The organism is Brevibacillus sp. FW301-21C12A (assembly GCF_058788915.1).
Map to the genome: position 1 here is coordinate 2,501 of NZ_JBYTBG010000002.1, position 17,701 is coordinate 20,201.

Annotated in this window: 13 protein-coding genes and 4 tRNA genes (1 of these 17 only partly in view); 14 read left to right on the top strand and 3 right to left on the bottom strand. The window is 55.0% G+C overall.

Translation table 11 applies throughout. From position 1 onward, the window contains the following. The 3 genes from AC3WQH_RS01570 to AC3WQH_RS01580 all read left to right on the top strand — a co-directional run. Positions 1 to 72, top strand: a tRNA-Cys gene (locus AC3WQH_RS01570); it begins 2 nt to the left of the window's first position. Positions 73 to 78: 6 nt separating this feature from the next. After that, positions 79 to 155, top strand: a tRNA-Arg gene (locus AC3WQH_RS01575). A 525-nt stretch (positions 156 to 680) separates the two neighbouring features. Beyond that, positions 681 to 854 (top strand): hypothetical protein, encoded by a 174-nt coding sequence (locus AC3WQH_RS01580; RefSeq protein ID WP_155808668.1) that lies wholly within the window; start codon positions 681 to 683, stop codon positions 852 to 854. Positions 855 to 2,810: 1,956 nt separating this feature from the next. Here the strand turns inward: AC3WQH_RS01580 and AC3WQH_RS01585 are convergent. Continuing rightward, on the bottom strand, positions 2,811 to 3,068 hold the full coding sequence (locus tag AC3WQH_RS01585; protein ID WP_005831964.1) for a hypothetical protein: 258 nt from the start codon (positions 3,066 to 3,068) through the stop codon (positions 2,811 to 2,813). Between the two features lie 345 nt (positions 3,069 to 3,413). Here AC3WQH_RS01585 and AC3WQH_RS01590 point away from each other — a divergent pair. The 3 genes from AC3WQH_RS01590 (at position 3,414) to mnmL (ending at position 6,198) form a co-directional block, all read left to right on the top strand. After that, positions 3,414 to 3,498, top strand: a tRNA-Leu gene (locus AC3WQH_RS01590). A gap of 289 nt (positions 3,499 to 3,787) precedes the next feature. Continuing rightward, the gene (locus AC3WQH_RS01595; RefSeq protein ID WP_005831962.1) at positions 3,788 to 5,026 is read left to right on the top strand and encodes a glycosyltransferase family 2 protein; all 1,239 of its coding nucleotides are present in this window, start codon (positions 3,788 to 3,790) and stop codon (positions 5,024 to 5,026) included. Between the two features lie 203 nt (positions 5,027 to 5,229). Then, entirely contained in the window at positions 5,230 to 6,198 is a 969-nt protein-coding gene (gene mnmL / locus AC3WQH_RS01600; RefSeq protein ID WP_005831960.1) for a tRNA modification radical SAM protein MnmL/YtqA, read from the top strand. A gap of 52 nt (positions 6,199 to 6,250) precedes the next feature. On the opposite strand, the gene AC3WQH_RS01605 is transcribed toward mnmL, so the two are convergent. Further along, a complete protein-coding gene (locus AC3WQH_RS01605) occupies positions 6,251 to 6,979 on the bottom strand; it encodes a glycerophosphodiester phosphodiesterase (RefSeq protein ID WP_005831958.1) in 729 nt (242 codons plus the stop codon). Between the two features lie 371 nt (positions 6,980 to 7,350). Between AC3WQH_RS01605 and ablB the strand changes: the two genes are divergently transcribed. Beyond that, entirely contained in the window at positions 7,351 to 8,205 is an 855-nt protein-coding gene (gene ablB, locus AC3WQH_RS01610; protein WP_007784997.1) for a putative beta-lysine N-acetyltransferase, read from the top strand. A 2-nt stretch (positions 8,206 to 8,207) separates the two neighbouring features. On the opposite strand, the gene AC3WQH_RS01615 is transcribed toward ablB, so the two are convergent. Beyond that, positions 8,208 to 9,752 carry a PucR family transcriptional regulator gene (locus AC3WQH_RS01615; RefSeq protein WP_007784999.1) on the bottom strand — a complete coding sequence of 515 codons (1,545 nt, stop codon included), beginning with the start codon at positions 9,750 to 9,752 and terminating at the stop codon, positions 8,208 to 8,210. 148 nt (positions 9,753 to 9,900) lie between these two features. Between AC3WQH_RS01615 and AC3WQH_RS01620 the strand changes: the two genes are divergently transcribed. The 7 genes from AC3WQH_RS01620 (at position 9,901) to AC3WQH_RS01650 (ending at position 17,599) form a co-directional block, all read left to right on the top strand. Continuing rightward, positions 9,901 to 11,253, top strand: a complete 1,353-nt coding sequence (locus AC3WQH_RS01620) for an aspartate aminotransferase family protein (protein WP_026557002.1) — start codon at positions 9,901 to 9,903, stop codon at positions 11,251 to 11,253. Between the two features lie 15 nt (positions 11,254 to 11,268). Beyond that, positions 11,269 to 11,961, top strand: coding sequence for a 3-oxoacid CoA-transferase subunit A (locus AC3WQH_RS01625; RefSeq protein WP_005827939.1), 693 nt, complete (start codon positions 11,269 to 11,271; stop codon positions 11,959 to 11,961). Next, positions 11,943 to 12,620 carry a 3-oxoacid CoA-transferase subunit B gene (locus AC3WQH_RS01630; protein ID WP_005827940.1) on the top strand — a complete coding sequence of 226 codons (678 nt, stop codon included), beginning with the start codon at positions 11,943 to 11,945 and terminating at the stop codon, positions 12,618 to 12,620. Before AC3WQH_RS01625 ends, AC3WQH_RS01630 begins: the two co-directional genes overlap by 19 nt. Before the next feature lie 33 nt (positions 12,621 to 12,653). Then, on the top strand, positions 12,654 to 13,934 hold the full coding sequence (locus AC3WQH_RS01635; RefSeq protein WP_005827942.1) for a peptidase: 1,281 nt from the start codon (positions 12,654 to 12,656) through the stop codon (positions 13,932 to 13,934). A 156-nt stretch (positions 13,935 to 14,090) separates the two neighbouring features. After that, positions 14,091 to 15,509 (top strand): aldehyde dehydrogenase family protein, encoded by a 1,419-nt coding sequence (locus AC3WQH_RS01640; RefSeq protein WP_007785009.1) that lies wholly within the window; start codon positions 14,091 to 14,093, stop codon positions 15,507 to 15,509. A 78-nt stretch (positions 15,510 to 15,587) separates the two neighbouring features. Continuing rightward, positions 15,588 to 15,676 (top strand) — tRNA-Ser (locus AC3WQH_RS01645). A gap of 354 nt (positions 15,677 to 16,030) precedes the next feature. After that, entirely contained in the window at positions 16,031 to 17,599 is a 1,569-nt protein-coding gene (locus tag AC3WQH_RS01650; RefSeq protein WP_025848496.1) for an acyl-CoA synthetase, read from the top strand. Positions 17,600 to 17,701 lie beyond the last annotated feature (102 nt).

Consider the following 17,701-nt stretch of genomic DNA (forward strand, 5'->3'; position numbering starts at 1 on the left):
GAGTATAGCCAAGTGGTAAGGCACGGGTCTGCAAAACCCTTATCCCCGGTTCAAATCCGGGTACTCCCTCCATCATCTGTCCCAGTAGCTCAGCAGGATAGAGCAACGGCCTTCTAAGCCGTCGGTCGGGAGTTCGAATCTCTCCTGGGACGCCACACTTGTTAAAACTGTGATATGACAGCGTTTGTCAAACGTCAATGATTGCGTGATTGCGTCAGGCCATTTGAAGGTCGGCGGTCATATGGTCAGCGAACGTGGAGAACGTGGGAATTATCCAGGCTGGGATTTTAGACAGCACGACACCTTTTGGTTAAAAAAGATCTCTTACAGACTCAAGTTTCTCATTTGAGTTTGAAAGAGGTCTTTTTTCGTGAGGTAAGATATGCGAGCTAGATGTAGCGTTGTCCGATATAAACAGGAAACGACAGTAACTGGGGGAAAGGGAAGATTCCGACGCCGGAAACAGAAGGTACTTTTCATTTCAGCTATTCAATTAAAAGGCAAGATCAAGCGGGGAACGTATGGGGTGGATTTGACTGTCAAAAAATCGAAACCCATTATTTTTAGCCCACCGGAAGCAACAGTCAAAGTAGGGAAAAGATCTTTTTAGTTGGAAAGCACTCAAAAGGCAAGAGCGCCAAAACGGTTGGAATGCGTCCAGCGATACCGGGTGTTATAAATTGACGAAGAACGTAGAAAAGCTGGCAGATGCGGATGGATACCGCAGGGAAGTGCCTTCTTTCGTAGCGGGGAAGCCAGGGGTTTACACGATTTATTATGGAATTGATTACAAGGAAAACGGTCAAAACGTGCGCGTGTATCTTTCCACGAAAATTACGGTAGAGAAACAATAAGCAAACGCCCACTAAGCGGAGTCGGTTCCGGTCGGTGGTTTTTTTACCCCAAACTTCTGCAGCAGGGAGACACGATGTCAAAGACGACCAGGAGCGTGTTTGAGTCGTTTTTGGTTCCACAGTAACATTGGGCAGCAGGGCATACGCTCCGTTGAACAGCAGACGGCCTAGGCAGGCGTGAAGTCGAGCGCAAAGTCTGCGTTTCCAGACGACACGATGAAAGGCTTTGTGCGCCGCAAAATTAGCGGTTGTAGACCAACTGCAAGCAGGAAGCCGGGTCTCATCATTTTCACGATTGTACAAGAGAACTGGCGGCATGTATGCTGCACGTGTTCGGAAAAATGGAAGGCAATTCGGCCACGATGGTGTATGCGAATCCGTATGTAGAGGCGTGCTTCAAGGAACGGCATAAGTAGGAGAGGTAAAAAGTTTACAGAAGTTGTGAAGCTGTTAGCGACGCCTAAGACCTGGTACCGCTATATTTAGTACGAATTAGACAATGTGTACATATCCCACTGAGAGCACGATGCAGTGCAGCTACTGGCGCCCGCTTTCGTTCCCATGTCAGTTTCTCACGAAGGTTAGAGCGAGAAAGCAGAAGGCGTACGCGCGAGTTCAGGAGGAAAGAACAACAAATGCACGAGGGGTGTTCTCAAGACTTGCCGACTTGCCGTATGATGCCGCATGCCTTTTGCATCTGACCAATTTTCATCTGTTTGACTTCTGCAAAACCGCAACGCACAATCCAGCCTTTTTGCGAAAAACGATCCTGCTTGCGATTAGGCGGCCTTTGCTGCCGCGAGATATAGGGGCCTCTTCGCTCTCATTCAATAGCAGAGCGTGCGTAGACAGGAGAGGGGAAGGAAAGCTTCCGTGCATGATACATGAACAGCGCAAAGTACTCTCTTACCACGTTCTCACTTTTATCCGTACGCAGCACGAAGCATGTACGTGTATTACAAGGAGGTGTTTACAGGACGACTTACTCCGCAAATAACTCCCCACCTTTCCTACCTCTACGATCTATTCAGATCTATTCATACCTGCAAAGCAGCTTTTATGTATATAGCCGACCAATCCTATAACACAAACGAGCCAAAAAAAATTCAAAAACGCACAGCCTCTCATAGCTATCTTTCCTACACGCTAGGGCAACTCAAACCGATTTTTGCAAGGCGAAGAGACTTTAGGTTGAAAACCCATTAAGAGCTGAACGGCAAAACGTAGAGACTCGCAAAAATGTAACAAAATAAGAGCCATTTTGTCGACAGAAAATGACTAAAAATGACACACATATAATAAGGAAGCTTTTCGATGGACGAGCATATTCACTACGAGTAGATTCCCCTGAAAATTCACTCGCTATTCTATATAACGTATCACAAGAAAAAAAGATACTCCTCTCTGCAAAAATGATTTCAAGGGCTGCTATTTTTCTCCGTCCTCGGAAAGTAGAGTGTCAGTGGCGAGAGGACCGTCGTCAGAAAGAGGACAGTCATTGGCAAGTGGACGAAAGGAAACAGGCTACAGACCATGCAAGCCGTTCAGGGACATTCCTTCGTGTTATCCGATCATTGCCCGGCGACCTTTGCTATTTTCACAGAGCAAATAGTCTAGTAGCAAAACGCAAGGGCAAGAGGACAAAACGACAAAACGATACAATCCAACCGATGGTGGGAGTCAGGGTCAAATCCAGGTCCTGAAAAGTCCTGAAAGGTGCTGAAACTCGCCTGGAGACGCCTAAGCATGAATAGCTACTTGACGCTACAGCAGTCGTTTTGCACCACGCGGTATGCATCAGAGAAGAAGAACGGCAAAAGAACACCCAAAGAACAGAACAGCCAAAACAAAGCCAAGTACAACAGAAACCCCCACAAGTAGAAACCTGGCAAAGCCCTTGCTCAAACCGCAGCCGCTGCCCCCACCCCAGAAAGGAAGACCACGAACATATCGTGGTCAAATAAAGGGATTGTAGTAGTAAAGGCCATGCAGGTAACGCCGCTCTGCTTTTTCTAGCGCAACCGCCTTTTCGCTCTCAAGGGAAGCACGGAGCTTCTCCCAATACTCGGGAGTGGCATCGCTCAAATCGACCTCCAGCTCGTCGCCAACCAGGTTGCGGATTAGCTGCCAATCATCTGGATGCTCATACTGCTTCATGCCGCCGCCAATGAGCCGAATATCGTGCAGAAGCTGTTTGATATTCTCGGGAATCATCGTTTTTCCCCCATGACGAAAAATTTTTTTGAGAAAGTTGGCCTTCCACTACTGGTAATAATTTGTCTTTTTCGCCCTGAAATATGTAAGAAAGCCGAAAAATATGGCGCTGCGGTCTATGCATAATCGTGGCGAATCGAGGAGAGCGGATCCCAAAACTACTGTCCCTATTTTTGGAAAAACAAACAAAATCCGCGTGTTTTCGACAGGAAATAAATGCGGTTCCCAGATAGAATTTGGGCACTCAGATGGAGGAAAACGCTATTGACTTCGAAAAATGGATTGTGTATACTCAAAAACGTGATTCTGCGGCAGGTAACCTGCACAAACGGTCACGGATAACAGGCGGTCGTGGTGGAATTGGCAGACACACCATCTTGAGGGGGTGGCGGGGCGACCCGTGCGAGTTCGAGTCTCGCCGACCGCACCATCGTATCGAACCGGGGACTAAGCTTGGACCTCGTGTTTTCGAAATAAATCAAGCCTTTTCGACAAGGGCTTTTTTTTCTGCTCATGTTCAAGGCTTGTCGAATAGAAAGAGAAAAAGGTGGGAAAGGTGTTAGCAGTGCCTTCTTTTTTCCCACTTTTGGGTCATTGATCTTGAAACGCTTTTGATGTACACTCCCAATTGGGAGAAATACAATAGAGAAATGTTGGAAAAACAACACTACCTGAAGTCAGATCAGACCCAATTTGATTCAGGTCGAGGAGAAGAACCCATGAGTGTAATTAGAGAGATCATTGAGGGATTATTCATCGGATTCACTTCAACGGTAGGTGTGATTAGCACGTACCAAACGCTGGTTTCTTGTGCGGGCCTGTTCCGCAAAAAGGAGCAGGTGACAAGCGAGCCACAAAAAACATTTGCTGTACTGGTTGCGGCGCATAACGAAAGTGCCGTAATCGCTCCACTGATTGAGAACCTGAAAAAGCTGGACTACCCACGCGAAATGTACGACATCTTCGTCATTTGCGACAACTGTACTGACAACACTGCTGAGATCAGTCGGGCACACGGAGCCATCGCGTGCGAGCGTTTTGACACGTCCAAGCGCGGAAAAGGCTACGGGATTGAGTGGATGCTGGAGAACCTCTGGGCAAGGCCAAAGCAGTACGATGCAGTCGTCATGTTTGATGCAGACAACCTGGTTGAAAAGAACTTCCTGAAAGTGATGAACGACCGTCTGGTCAAAGGGGCGCGCGTGATTCAAGGCTATCTGGATTCGAAAAACCCGTTTGACTCCTGGATTACCCTGTCTTATGCTGTGACGTATTGGTTTACAAACCGCATGTGGCAGTTGGCCCGTCACAACCTTGGCCTGCCGAACACGTTAGGCGGTACGGGCTTGTGCATCGAGAGCAATCTGCTCAAGGAGATGGGCTGGGGAGCAACCAGCCTGACGGAAGACCTGGAGTTTGCTACGCGTTGTATTGAGCGCGGCATTTATCCGACCTGGGCCCATGATACGAAAGTATGGGATGAGAAGCCGATTGACTTGAAAGCTTCGATGCGCCAACGCTTGCGCTGGATGCAAGGTCACTACGATGTGGCTGGACGCTACATCGGAAGCGTACTGAAAAACGGCTTGAAGGCAAGAAGGCTGGGCATGCTTGACGCGGCTTTCTACCTGTTCCAGCCGATGTACGTGCTGATGGTGACGATGATGTCCTTGCTGTTTTTGGGCCGATATTTTGACATTGCGGCTCTGACGCCTGCTGCTACCATCCTGCCAACCTGGCTGGTGTACGGATCTACGGCTGTGTTTTATTTATTGCCGATTCTGGCGCTCTACCTCGAGAAAGTGCCACTAAAAGGATATTTGGGACTGCTCTTGTTGCCGTTCTTTTTCCTGACGTGGCTGCCGATCATGTTTTACGCGTTTTTCACCAAGAAAAATCAGGTGTGGAGCCATACGTCCCACACTCGCGCCATTCGTATCGAGGAGATCCAGCAATAGGCACGTGAAGCAAAAGACCACAGGTGCATCTCGCCCTGTGGTTTTTCTGTTAGCGAAAGTGGCGAAAGAAGCCTGTGATCTGGTATAATGACGCGATCACCACACGAAAAGAGAAAGCGTTGCAACTGGGAAAAAGGCACCCTGAGCGTTGGTTGCGCGGACAAAACCGAACCCGCAGCCGGGCGACGAGGAGGAATACGGCGATGAAGCTCGCACCACAACATTGCGATCACGATACTCCCTTGCTGTGGGGAGATAAACGATACCATACATGGAACTACCATTTGCGTTCGACTTTTCACGAAAAAATTTTCAAGGTTCCGCTGGACGGGGGCTTCAGTTGCCCGAACCGGGACGGCAAGGTCGCGACGGGTGGCTGCACGTTTTGCAGTGCGCGCGGCTCCGGCGATTTTGCCGGGGACCGGAGAATGGATCTAAAGCGCCAGTTTCACGATGTGAAAACCCGGATGCATGAAAAGTGGCCCCAGGCCAAATACCTTGGCTTTTTCCAGGCGTACACGAACACGTACGCCCCTGTAGACGAACTGCGCGAGATGTACGAGGTCATTCTCCGGCAGGAAGGAGTTGTCGGCCTCTCGATCGCAACGCGTCCTGACTGTCTCCCGGACGATGTGGTGGAGTATTTGGCGGAGTTGAACGAGCGGACGTATCTGTGGGTGGAGCTGGGCCTGCAAACGATCCACGAGCATACCGCGCAACTGATTAACCGGGCGCACGACTACGCCTGCTATGTCGATGCGGTGGAGAGGCTGCGCAAGCACAACATTCGCGTCTGTACGCACATCATCTACGGGTTGCCGGGAGAATCGCACGAAGAAATGATGCAGACGGCCGATGCGGTCGCCCATCTCGACGTGCAAGGGATCAAAATTCATTTGCTGCACCTGCTGCGCAAGACGCCGATGGTCAAGCAGTACGAAGCGGGCCTGCTGGAATTTCTTTCGCAGGAGGAGTACACCAAGCTCGTCGTCGATACACTTGAAATTTTGCCGCCGGAAATGATCGTCCACCGCATCACAGGCGACGGGCCAAAGGATTTGCTGATCGGTCCGATGTGGAGCCGCAAGAAGTGGGAAGTGCTGAACGGGATCAATGCCGAGCTGAACCGCCGAAACAGTTGGCAAGGGAAGTTTTATGTTCCGCACAGGTAAAAGTTGATTGATAAACAAAAAGGAGCCTCCGAGAAGGCTCCTTTTTTCGTGGCTATTCAACATGGATGATTTTTCTGGCGCGCCCCGGATAGTTGGTAATGATCCCGTCCACGCCGATATCGACGGCCCGCTGGATTTGCCGACTGCTGTTTACCGTCCAGCCGTAGACGGTCAACTGGCGCTGTTTGGCCTGTTGAACCAGTTCGGGTGTGAGCTGGTCGTACGGGACGTGCAACTGCTCGCAACGATACTGGCTTGCGACTGCCCACGGTTTTGCGAGCGGGCCGACGTATAAAAGGCCGGTCGTTTGCGCAGGATCCAGTTCTTTGATGCGCAACAAACTGTCGAAGTTGAACGTGGAAATGATCGTTCGCTCCGTGAGCTGGTAGCGCTGGATCAGCTCAATGACTTTTTCTTCAAGGTGGGGCTGGTTTTGAAAAAAATTTTTCAATTCGATAATAAAGCGTAACGATGTATCGGAAAAGGCTTGAAATACCTCGCGCAAAACGGGAATCCGGGCTTTTGGATAACGCGTGGAGCAAGTTTTGTCTGCGCGAAGCTGGCGCAGCTCCCGCATCGTATAGCCGCGCACAGGACCGGAGCCGTTTGTCGTCCGTTCCAGTCGGTGATCGTGAATGACGGCCAGCTTGTTGTCGCGGCTTAGCTGGACGTCCAACTCAATCCCGTCCGCCCGCTTGCGGACAGCAGCGTGAAAGGCTTCCATCGTGTTTTCCGGATACAGGCCGGAAGCGCCGCGATGCGCGAACACAAGTGTGGACACGTGGGCTTCCTCCCTTCTCAGACGTGTCATGCATATTACATGCATATGTAAGTGGCCCCTCGATACTACCTATCCTGAGGGGCACAAAAGAGATTCTATGAGATTGAGACGAGAACGATGACGAGGAGAACGAACAGGACCAAAACAAGGGCGAAATCGTTGTTTCTGCTGCAGCTCATTAATACCCCCTCCTTCCCAGATGGAGCAACTCCCTTCATCTTATGAACCCATAGGGAAAATGGCGCTCGTCGAATGCCCAACCTGCCCGCATTTGTGCCTGGCTGCCCACTTTTTATACAGATTGGCAGATGACGGAGAAGCTCCATTTGCTACAATGAAAGCACAAGGAAACAAAGGGGAGGGGTAGTTTCATGACACAGACACAGATTGAGGAAATGCTCGCTGCGGGCGATTTGGTGGACGATCGGCAAAACCGCAGGGTCAAGCTGCATCTGTACGACCGGGCGCGGCTGAAGGAATACGACCAGATGCTGCGGCAGGTGGCCGAGAAGTCGAATGCCACCAAGCTGATCGTCTACGGGAAAAAGCGGGACGTAGCGGAGTGGCTCGCGCTTGGCTATCGGCAGGAAGGGGTCATTGACGGATTTTTTCGCGGAGAAAATGCCTACATGCTCACGGCGTATGTGACAGAGGAACGGGCGACGTCGACAGCGCCTGAGCTGGCGGAGGAAATTTTGGCGCTGAGTCTGGCAAAGGCGGGAGCGGGGGAAGAAAAGCCGCTGCCGGAAGGGTACAGCATGCGTCCGGCAACAGAGGCAGATGCAGAGGAGCTGGCACGCCTGTACGGCCTTGTGTTCGCGACGTATCCTACCCCCATGGATGATCCGGAGTACGTGCGCAAGACGATGCAGGAGGGGACGGTGTACTTCGTCGTCGAGCATGCCGGGAAGATCGCCTGCGCAGCGTCTGCCGAAGTGTCGGAGCGGATGGGCTCGGCGGAGATGACCGACTGTGCCACCCACCCCGATCACGCCGGAAAAGGCCTCCTCCAGCCGCTGTTTTGCGCTCTGGAAAAAAAGATGGAGGAGGCAGGGATTTACTATCTCTATACCTTGACCCGGGCGCAATCGGCCGGGATGAACGTGACAGCAGCCAAGATGGGCTATGAATACCGCGGTCGGCTCATCAACAACTGCACGATTTTTTCCGGATTCGAAGATATGAACATCTGGGTGAAGCCGCTGCGGCAAACCAGGGACGAATAAGGCTACTCGCGGGAAGGAAACAGTTGCTGCTGCAGGCGGCGGGCCATGAGCGCCAGTTGAAGCTGCCAGCGCTGATGGGCATCCTCCAGGCGGTAGCCTGTTTTTTCCTCGATCTGGGTCAGGCGGTATTTCAAGGTGTGGCGGTGAATATATAACGCTTGGGAGGTTTGCAGGCCGTTCCCGTTTTGCGCGAGGTACACCTCCAGCGTCTCCAGAAGCTGCTGGTTGTATTTGCTGTCGTAGCGAATCAACGGCTCCAGGATCGGCTTCCACAAGCCGAGCATGCTCTGCTCGTCGCGGTGGTAAGGAAACAGGAACTGGTAGCCTTGCATGTCCCGGTAGCGCAGCATTTGCGGGGCGCGGGCGAGCAAAGGATAGGCTTGCAGCGCGAACATGGCTTCCTCGGACGCGCCAGAAACATCTGTCAACTGATCGCGCGGATTGCTGATGGCGACCTGCAAGGGAGTGGAGGAATGCAGCCCCTCCCAGCGGGCTGTGAACTGCTCCAAGAGCTGCAGGCTCGTCCGGTCATCGGGCAGCACGAACAGCAGGCAATGAGGCCGTTCTCGCAACAAATACGAGCGCTGGTGGCGGTCGCAAAGCCTGCGCATCAGCGTGATGGCGCTTTGGTGCAGCTCCCCGAGCCTGTCCGGTTCGGCAGTGTCCACCTTGACGGCCACGACGAGATGCTTGCCCGACAACGGGTATCCGAGCATGCGACAGCGGCTTTCCAGCTCTTGCGGACTCATCGGCTTTCCGTTTAAAAGCTCCTCGACGAAGTCGCCTTTCAGCCGCCATTCTGTCGCAGAAACGGCGCGTTCTTTTACATATTCGAGCGCACACAAGGTAGCTGCGTGCTGGAGCGCCACATCGTCCAGCTCCTTCCACGCTTCCCGCGGCTTGGCCAGGCTGAGCGTGCCGAAATGCTCGCGACTGGCGCGGATGGGTACCGTATGCACGTGCTCTCTCGCTTCGTCATCGGTCGGCGCTGTCGGGCAGCCGTGCTGGGTCACTTCAAAGCCGAGCGCATCCAAAAGCGTCACGCCGCCGCCCGTCAGCTCTGCCAACTCGGCGGCGATGGCAGGCAGACCGCCTTTGGACAGGGCAGCGTCGATCATCCGGTTGTGGATCGCCTGCGAATAGGCGAGCGTCTCGAACTGCCGGTTGACGATCGGCTGCAAAATGGCTCTGGTAATCGTCGAGAAGTTGATTTCGGTCGGAATTTCGATGAGCGGGAGCTGGTGGCGATCAGCCAGCTCAAGAAAGCTTTCGGGAATTTCCCGCAAGTAAAATCCGGTATGGATGGCGACTCCGCTCAGCTTTTGCCTCGCCAACGTCGGAATGAACGAGCTTTGCCGCTCCATATTTTCAGCGAGGCCGAATCCGGTCGTAATCAAAAACTCGCCTTCCTGCAGCCGGCTGGCGTCTTCGAGCACCTCGACAATCGTCACCCAGCGAATCGGATTGTCCAGTCCGCCCGCTCCGGCGATCAACCGCGTCTGCACCATGTCAGGCAGTTGCAGAGCCTCTCTGATCGTAATCGTCACGAGGCACACCTCCGTGTTGCAAAGTTCTTTATACAAAATGTACAAAAGATTTTGTCTCTTCGCCATATTTTTTTGCCAGCGCGTCGGATGGATGAACCGCACAGGTCAGCTAGGATAGAGGGAGAGAATAAGCGAGGTGGCGACGATCATGAGCAGAAGCTATGTAATCAAACCGGAGTTGGGCAAGACGTATCCGTTCATTTCTCATGGCAAAGGCATTTATTTATACGATAAAGACGGCAAGCGCTATATCGACGGCTGCAGCGGGGCTGTGACTGCGAGCATCGGCCACGGGGTGGAAGAAGTCGCCGAAGCGATGTACCAGCAGGCCAAAGAAGTATCGTTTGCGTACCGCTCGCACTTCAGCAGCGACGCTGTGGAGGAGCTGGGGGCGAAGCTGGCCGAGTGGGCGCCAGGTTCGTTGAACTGGACGTTTTTTGTGAGCAGCGGCTCCGAAGCGACGGAGACAGCGCAAAAAATCGCGATCCAATACTGGCAGGAAAAAGGCAGGCCGACGAAAAACAGAATCATCTCCCGCTGGATGAGCTACCACGGCATCACCATGGGGGCGCTCTCCATGTCGGGGCACGTGCTGCGCCGGAAGCGCTTCGTACCGCTTTTGGAGGACTATCCGACGATTACCGGGCCGTATCCGTACCGCAGACCAGCAGGCATGTCGCTGGAAGCGTACGCCCTGGAATGCGCGAATGAGCTGGAGCGGGCCATTCTGCGCGTCGGAGCCGAGCAGGTGGCGGCCTTTATCGCGGAGCCGGTTATCGGGGCTTCCGGTGGCGCGGTCGTCCCGCCAGACGGCTACTTCCAGCGGATTCGCGAAATTTGCGACAAGTACGAAGTGCTGTTCATCGCCGACGAAGTGATGACAGGGGTAGGGCGCACCGGAAAAGCGTTCGGGGTCGATCACTGGGGTGTCGTGCCTGACCTGATGACGCTTGGCAAAGGGATGAGCGCCGGCTATACGCCGATGGCTGCCACGATGGTGACGGATGAAATTATCGAGACGATCACCCAGGGAAGCGGGCTGATTATGGCGGGACACACATACAGCGCCAACCCGCAGTCTGCTGCCGTCTCGCTCGCGGTTTTGAAGTACGTCGAGAAGCACGGCCTGATCGAGAAAGCGGCCGAGCAAGGCGCTTACTTGCTGTCTCGCCTGCAAGAGCTGGCAGATGAATTGCCGCTGATTGGCGAGGCGCGCGGTTTGGGCATGCTCTGCGGTCTGGAATTTGTCAAAAACAAAGAAACGAAAGAGCCGTTCGCCTTGTCAGAAGGAGTGGCGTCCAAGGTCATCGCGAAGGCATTCGAAAAAGGTCTGCTCATCTATCCCGCCATGGGGGGAATCGAAGGCGTGGCAGGAGACTCGATCATCGTTTCCCCGCCGCTGACGATTACAAAAGAGCAGATTGATGAACTGATCGCCCTCTTGAAAGATGCGATTGTCAGCGTCCAGCAGGAGCTAAAAGACAAGGCGCTGATTGGCTAGAGGGGGGAGACTGAAATGACAAACCGTTTTGATAAAGTGGTGACCGTACAGGAGGCGTTGTCCCATTTTCGCGATGGGATGACGCTGCTCGCGGGCGGCTTTGGCGGGGTAGGCAATCCGCCGACACTGATCCAGGGCATTTTGGATCTGGGTGTGCGCGACTTGACGCTGATTAGCAACGACACGGCGTTTCCGCACATCGGAATCGGCAAGCTGGTGACAGAACGACGCGTGAAAAAAGTGATTGCCTCTCACATCGGCTCCAACCCGAACGCAGGGGCGCAAATGACGGCAGGCGAGCTTGAGGTCGAGTTTTGCCCGCAGGGGATTCTCGCCGAGCGTGTACGGGCGGGCGGCGTCGGTCTGGGCGGGATTCTCTCCGACGTCGGCATTGGCACGATCGCGGAAAAAGGCAAGCAAAAAGTCGTGCTGGACGGAAAAGAGTACCTGCTGGAGACGCCGCTGACGGCGGAAGTGGCGATCGTCCATGCGAAAAAAGCGGACCGCTTCGGCAACCTGGTGTACGATACGAGCGCGCGCAACTTTAATCCGCTCGTGGCGATGGCGGGCGACATTACGATCGTGGAAGCGGACGAGATTGTCGAGGTAGGCGAGCTGGACCCGGAAGAAATCGTCACGCCTGGCGTCTTCGTCAACTACATCGTGCAAAGTGAAGGGGTGAACTGGCAATGGGCGTGGGAGAAGTAAAAGAGACCGAGAGCTACCGCGAGCGAATCGCGCGCAGGGCGGCGATGGAAGTCGAGGACGGCATGATTATCAATTTGGGGATCGGCATTCCTACGCTGGTGGCCGATTTTATCCCTGCTAACAAACGCGTCATGTTTCACGCGGAAAACGGCATATTGGGTACCGGACCGAGCCCGGCCAAAGGAGAGGAAAACGCCATGCTGTGCAATGCGGGCGGTTTTCCGGTCACGCTTGCGGCGGGGGCGTCTTTTTTTGACAGTGCCACGGCCTTTGCGATCATTCGCCGCGGCTTGCTGGACATGACGATCCTCGGCGTCCTCGAAGTGAGCCAAAACGGGGATATCGCCAACTGGATCGTGCCAGGCAAACGCGTGCCGGGAATGGGCGGAGCGATGGAGCTGGCGCAAAAAGCGAAAAAGGTCATGGTCGTGACCACGCACCTCGACAAAAACGGCCGCTCCAAAATCGTGCGCGAATGCTCGCTTCCGCTGACAGCGAGCAAGGCGGCAGACTGGATCATTACCGATATGGCCGTGATGGAAGTGAAGCCGGACGGCCTGTATTTGCGCGAGGTCATGTATCCGTACAGCGTGGCCGATGTGATCGGAGCCACCGAAGCTGAACTGAAGGTAGAGGGAGAAGTGGGCGTATTCCGCTAGGCAAAGACGATTCCAAAAGAACGGGGGAAGAACATGGCGAACTGGCAAGCGCTGATACGAGAGCAGTTGGAAAAAGATCGGGAGGCTTCCGTCAAGCTGCTGCAGGAATGGGTGCAAAGCCCGAGTGTGCAAGGAGCGGAGGAGTCCATTCAAAAAAGCATCGCCGAGCTGTTGGCGAAAATGGGTCTGGACGTCGATTTGTGGGTCATGGCGGGGGAGGAGCTTGTTTCGCATCCGTACTTCGTGTCGCCGCGCCAAACGTTTGAAGGCAGTCCGAACGTCGTCGGGGTCTGGAAGGGCGCAGGCGATGGCCGCTCGCTCATTTTGAACGGGCACGTCGATGTCGTTCCCGCTGGCGATTACGCGCAGTGGAGCGACGATCCGTTCAGCGGAAAAGTAGCGGATGGCAAGCTGTACGGCCGCGGCGCGACAGACATGAAGGGCGGCAACCTGTCCTCGCTGCTCGCGATCTCTGTCTTGCAAAAGCTGGGCGTGCGGCTGAAGGGGGACGTCATCTACCAAAGCGTCGTGGAGGAAGAGAGCGGGGGAGCAGGAACGCTCGCTACGATTCTGCGCGGCTACAAGGCAGATGCCGCGCTCATCCCTGAGCCGACCAACATGAAAATTTTCCCGAAACAGCAAGGCTCGATGTGGTTCCGACTGACCGTCAAGGGGCGTTCTGCTCACGGCGGCACCCGCTACGAAGGGGTGAGCGCCATCGAGAAGAGCATGCTGGTCGTGCAAGCGATTGGCCGCCTGGAAAAAGAGCGCAACGATCGCCTGGACGATCCGCTGTACGCCAAGCTGCCGATCCCGATTCCGATCAATATCGGGGTGATCGAAGGCGGAAAATGGCCGTCGTCCGTCGCCGATCTCGTCAAGCTGGAAGGCAGGATGGGAGTAGCGCCTGGCGAGCAGATGGACGATGCCAAGGCGGAGATGGAGACGGCTTTGCAGCGTCTGGCCGAGGTCGATCCGTGGTTTGCCGAGCAGCCAGTCGAGCTGGAGTGGTACGGCGCGCGCTGGGTGCCGGGAGATGTCGCGCAAGATCATCCGCTCATGGAGATTTTGCAGGACAAGTTCGCGGCAGTGACTGGCGAGCGCGCGATCGTGGAAGCTTCGCCATGGGGAACAGACGGAGGCTTGCTGACGGCGCTGGCCGACACGCCTGCGATCGTCGTGGGGCCGGGCGTCACACAGGTCGCGCACTACCGGGACGAGTACATCGTGCTGGATGACGTGTTCCGCTGCGCGGAGATTTTTGCGCTGACCATGCTGGACTGGTGCGGCGTTGCAGAAGGGCCAGCGAAGTAGGAGAGCGGGTAGCGGGCAGCTTTCGGCTTAGGGTTCGATTTTTTATGCGAAAAATGAAAAAGTTTCGCCTCCACGCAAGGAAGCGCGATCTGCTCTGGAGAATGATTGGAGGATGAGATGCGATAGTCCAATCGTTGAAGGACGGAGGAGATGGCGATGAAAAGAGCGTGTTATATCGGGGGAAAATGGGTGCCGATGGCAGAACATGCTCCGTTGTATTCACCTTGTACGGGCCAGGCAATTGCCCATGTTCCCCAGGCCGACGCGCAGGCAGTAGAACGGGCGATCGCGGCAGCCGAGGAAGCGACGACGGTGATGCGGCGGATGCCTGCTTACCAGCGGGCGGCTATCCTGGAAAAAATCGCGCTCCTTTTGGACGAACGGATGGAGGAGGCGGCCCGGATCGTCGCGCTTGAGGCCGGAAAACCGATCAGGACGGCGCGGGGGGAAGTGATCCGCACCGTGCAAACGTATCGGTTTGCAGCGGGAGAAGCCAAACGGCTGCACGGAGAAACGATCCCGCTCGACGCCGCAATCGGCGGAGAAGGTCGCCTGGCGTACACGGTCCGCGAGCCTTTGGGCGTCGTCGGGGCGATTACGCCGTTCCCGTTTCCGCTCAATCTGGTTGCGCACAAGGTCGGACCTGCGCTCGCTGCGGGCAATGCCGTGGTGCTGAAGCCCGCTTCGCAGACGCCGCTCAGTGCGCTTTTGCTCGCCGAACTGGCCGAGCAGGCGGGACTCCCGCCAGGGGCGTTGAACGTCGTCACAGGCAGCGCAGCCGTCGTGGGCGAAAAGCTGGTGACAGACCCAAGAGTTCGCGCCTTGAGCTTTACGGGAAGCCCGGCGGTCGGGATCGACATTCGCAACCGCGCTGGCCTGAAAAAAGTGATTTTGGAGCTGGGGGCCAACTCTGCGGTCATCGTCGATTCCGACGCGCAACTGGACGAGGTGGTGCCGCGCTGCCTGTTTGGCGCATTTGCTTATTCCGGCCAAGTCTGCACGTCCGTCCAGCGCATTTACGTCGCAGAGGGCCTGTACGACGAGTTTGTCAGCCGCTTTGTGGCGCAGACGAAGGCGCTCTGCGGCGGCGACTCGCTCGATGAGCACGCTGACTTTTCCGCAATGATTCACCCGCGGCAGACCGAGCGTGTGCTGGAGTGGATTGGCGAGGCGCTGCAACAGGGAGCACGGCTTGCCTGTGGCGGCGAAGTGGTGGAGCGGATGCTGTTGCCGACCGTTTTGACCCATGTGCCGCATACGGCCAAAATCTGTTGCGAGGAAGTGCTTGGGCCTGTCGTGCTCATCAACCCGGTAGCGTCCCTGCAAGAAGCGATCCGCCTGGTCAATGACTCGCGCTACGGTCTGCAGGCAGGCGTGTACACGAACAACCTGAGGGCTGCGCTGGAAGCGGCAGATGAGCTGCGGGTTGGAGGCGTCATCATCAACGACATTCCCACCTTCCGGGCCGATCATATGCCGTATGGAGGCGTCAAGGAAAGCGGCTTGGGAAGAGAAGGCGTCAAATACGCCACAGACGAGCTGAGCGAGCTGAAGCTCGTGGTGGTCAAGCGCTGAGACAGCCAGCGGCAGTCGGTCTGGAGGCGCTTGCAAGCGCGCTTGGCGCTATGCTATAGTTAAATCAGTCAGCAACGCGGAGGGATACCGAAGTGGTCATAACGGGGCGGTCTTGAAAACCGTTAGAGTGCAAGCTCACGCGGGTTCGAATCCTGCTCCCTCCGCCATCTTTTTTGCAAGCAGCCGATATAGGATGTACAGGACGAAGCGATCTCTTTTTTGCAGAAGAGGTCTTTTTCTTTTACAGCAGGAAAAGGTCAAGCTGCGGGTTTGGCAGCAACGAGACGGTCGCTGGGCAGGACAGCCGTTTTTTTCCTGAAAATCCAGAAGAACCAATATCGAAGCTTGGCGCGATATGATATATGCTGTACACAAGGACTCGATTGTTTCTTGGGGCCTGCGGCAGCTTCAATAATGCAGAGGGGGCTTCCGCTTTTTTTAGGATAAAATATCAGAAAATAAACATTATATAGAAGATTAAGATATAATAAAAGGGAAACGAGGATGAGGGAGGTATCACGATGATCGAAGCCCAACGAGCCAGAAGAAATACGCTTGGTGACATCCTGCGAAGAAGCCGAATGCGTTACCCGGACAAGATTGCCTTGCAGTTTGAGGAGGAAGTTCTTACATACAGCGAGCTGGATCAGCTTGTCAATCAGGCGGCGCACACCTTCCTCGCCAACGGTTTGCAAAAAGGCGAGAGAGTGGCGGTGCTGTCCCGAAACTCCATGGATTTTGTCATTCTCAACTTCGCGCTGGCCAAAGCGGGACTGATTATGGTGCCAATCAACTTCATGCTGAATACGAGCGATGTGGCGTTTATTTTGGGGCACGCGGAGGTGAGCGCCTGCTTTGTGGCACCGGAGTTTCTCGCCGTGGCGCAAGAGGCGATTGGACAGGCCGATCTTTCGCCCAAGCTGCTGTCGCTTGTCTCCAGACCCGCGAAGCCGGAAGGGGAGTGGGTGCCGTTTCGCACGTTGATTCAGGACGCGAGCACGGACGAGCCGGAGCAGGAGCTTTCCGACGACGATGTCGCCCACATTTTGTACACGAGCGGTACGGAGTCGCGGCCAAAAGGGGTCATGCTGACGCACGGCAGCATTTTGTCCGAGTACGTGAGCACGATTATTGATGGGAACATGTCCCACGACGACGTGGCGATCCACGCGCTCCCGTTGTTCCACAGCGCACAGTTGCATTGTTTTCTCGGTCCCTATATTTATCTCGGGGGCACGGGCATCATTTTGGAGCAGGCGACGCCTGGCCTGATGCTGGAGATGGTCGAGACGCATAAGGCGACACAGCTTTTTTGCCCGCCAACAGTTTGGATTGCCTTGCTGCGCTCTCCCGATTTTGCCTCCCGCAACCTGTCCTCGCTGCAAAAGTGCTACTACGGAGCGGCGATCATGCCGGTGGAGGTGCTGAAGGAGCTGGGGACACGCTTGCCGAACGCACAGTTCTACAACTTTTACGGGCAGACAGAGGTAGCGCCGCTGGCGACGGTTTTGTCGCCGAAGGACCAGATTCGCAAAGCAGGCTCGGCAGGCAAGCCCGCGCTGAACGTGGAGACGAAGATTGTGGATGATGAAGGTGTCGAGGTGCCAAGAGGCTGCATTGGCGAGATCGTGCATCGGACCAGCCATGCCATGATCGGCTATTTCCGCGACGAGGAAAAGACGCGGGCTGCCTTCCAGGGAGGCTGGTTCCATAGCGGTGACCTGGGGATTATGGATGAGGAAGGGTATATTACGGTCGTCGATCGGAAAAAGGACATGATTAAATCGGGTGGCGAGAACGTAGCGAGCAGGGAAGTGGAGGAGCTGATTTATCAGCATCCGAAAGTGTCCGAGGTGGCGGTGATCGGCGTTCCGCACCCGTACTGGATCGAGGCGGTGACAGCGGTCGTTGTGCCGAAGGCTGGCGAGACATTGACGTCAGAGGAGTTGCTCGCGTTTTGCAAGGAGCGTCTTGCCTCGTTCAAGGCACCGAAGTACGTCTTCATCACCGACACGCTGCCGCGCAACCCTAGCGGGAAAATATTGAAGCGCGAACTGCGTCTGCGGTACGATACGCTTCCGACTTCGTAGTTGCCTGTTTGCAGACGGGCAGGGTGATGGTGATAAATGAAAGTCCGGTTTGACTGTGGCAGGTGGGTAGAGGGATAGTGGCAGACTGACAGACTAACTGCG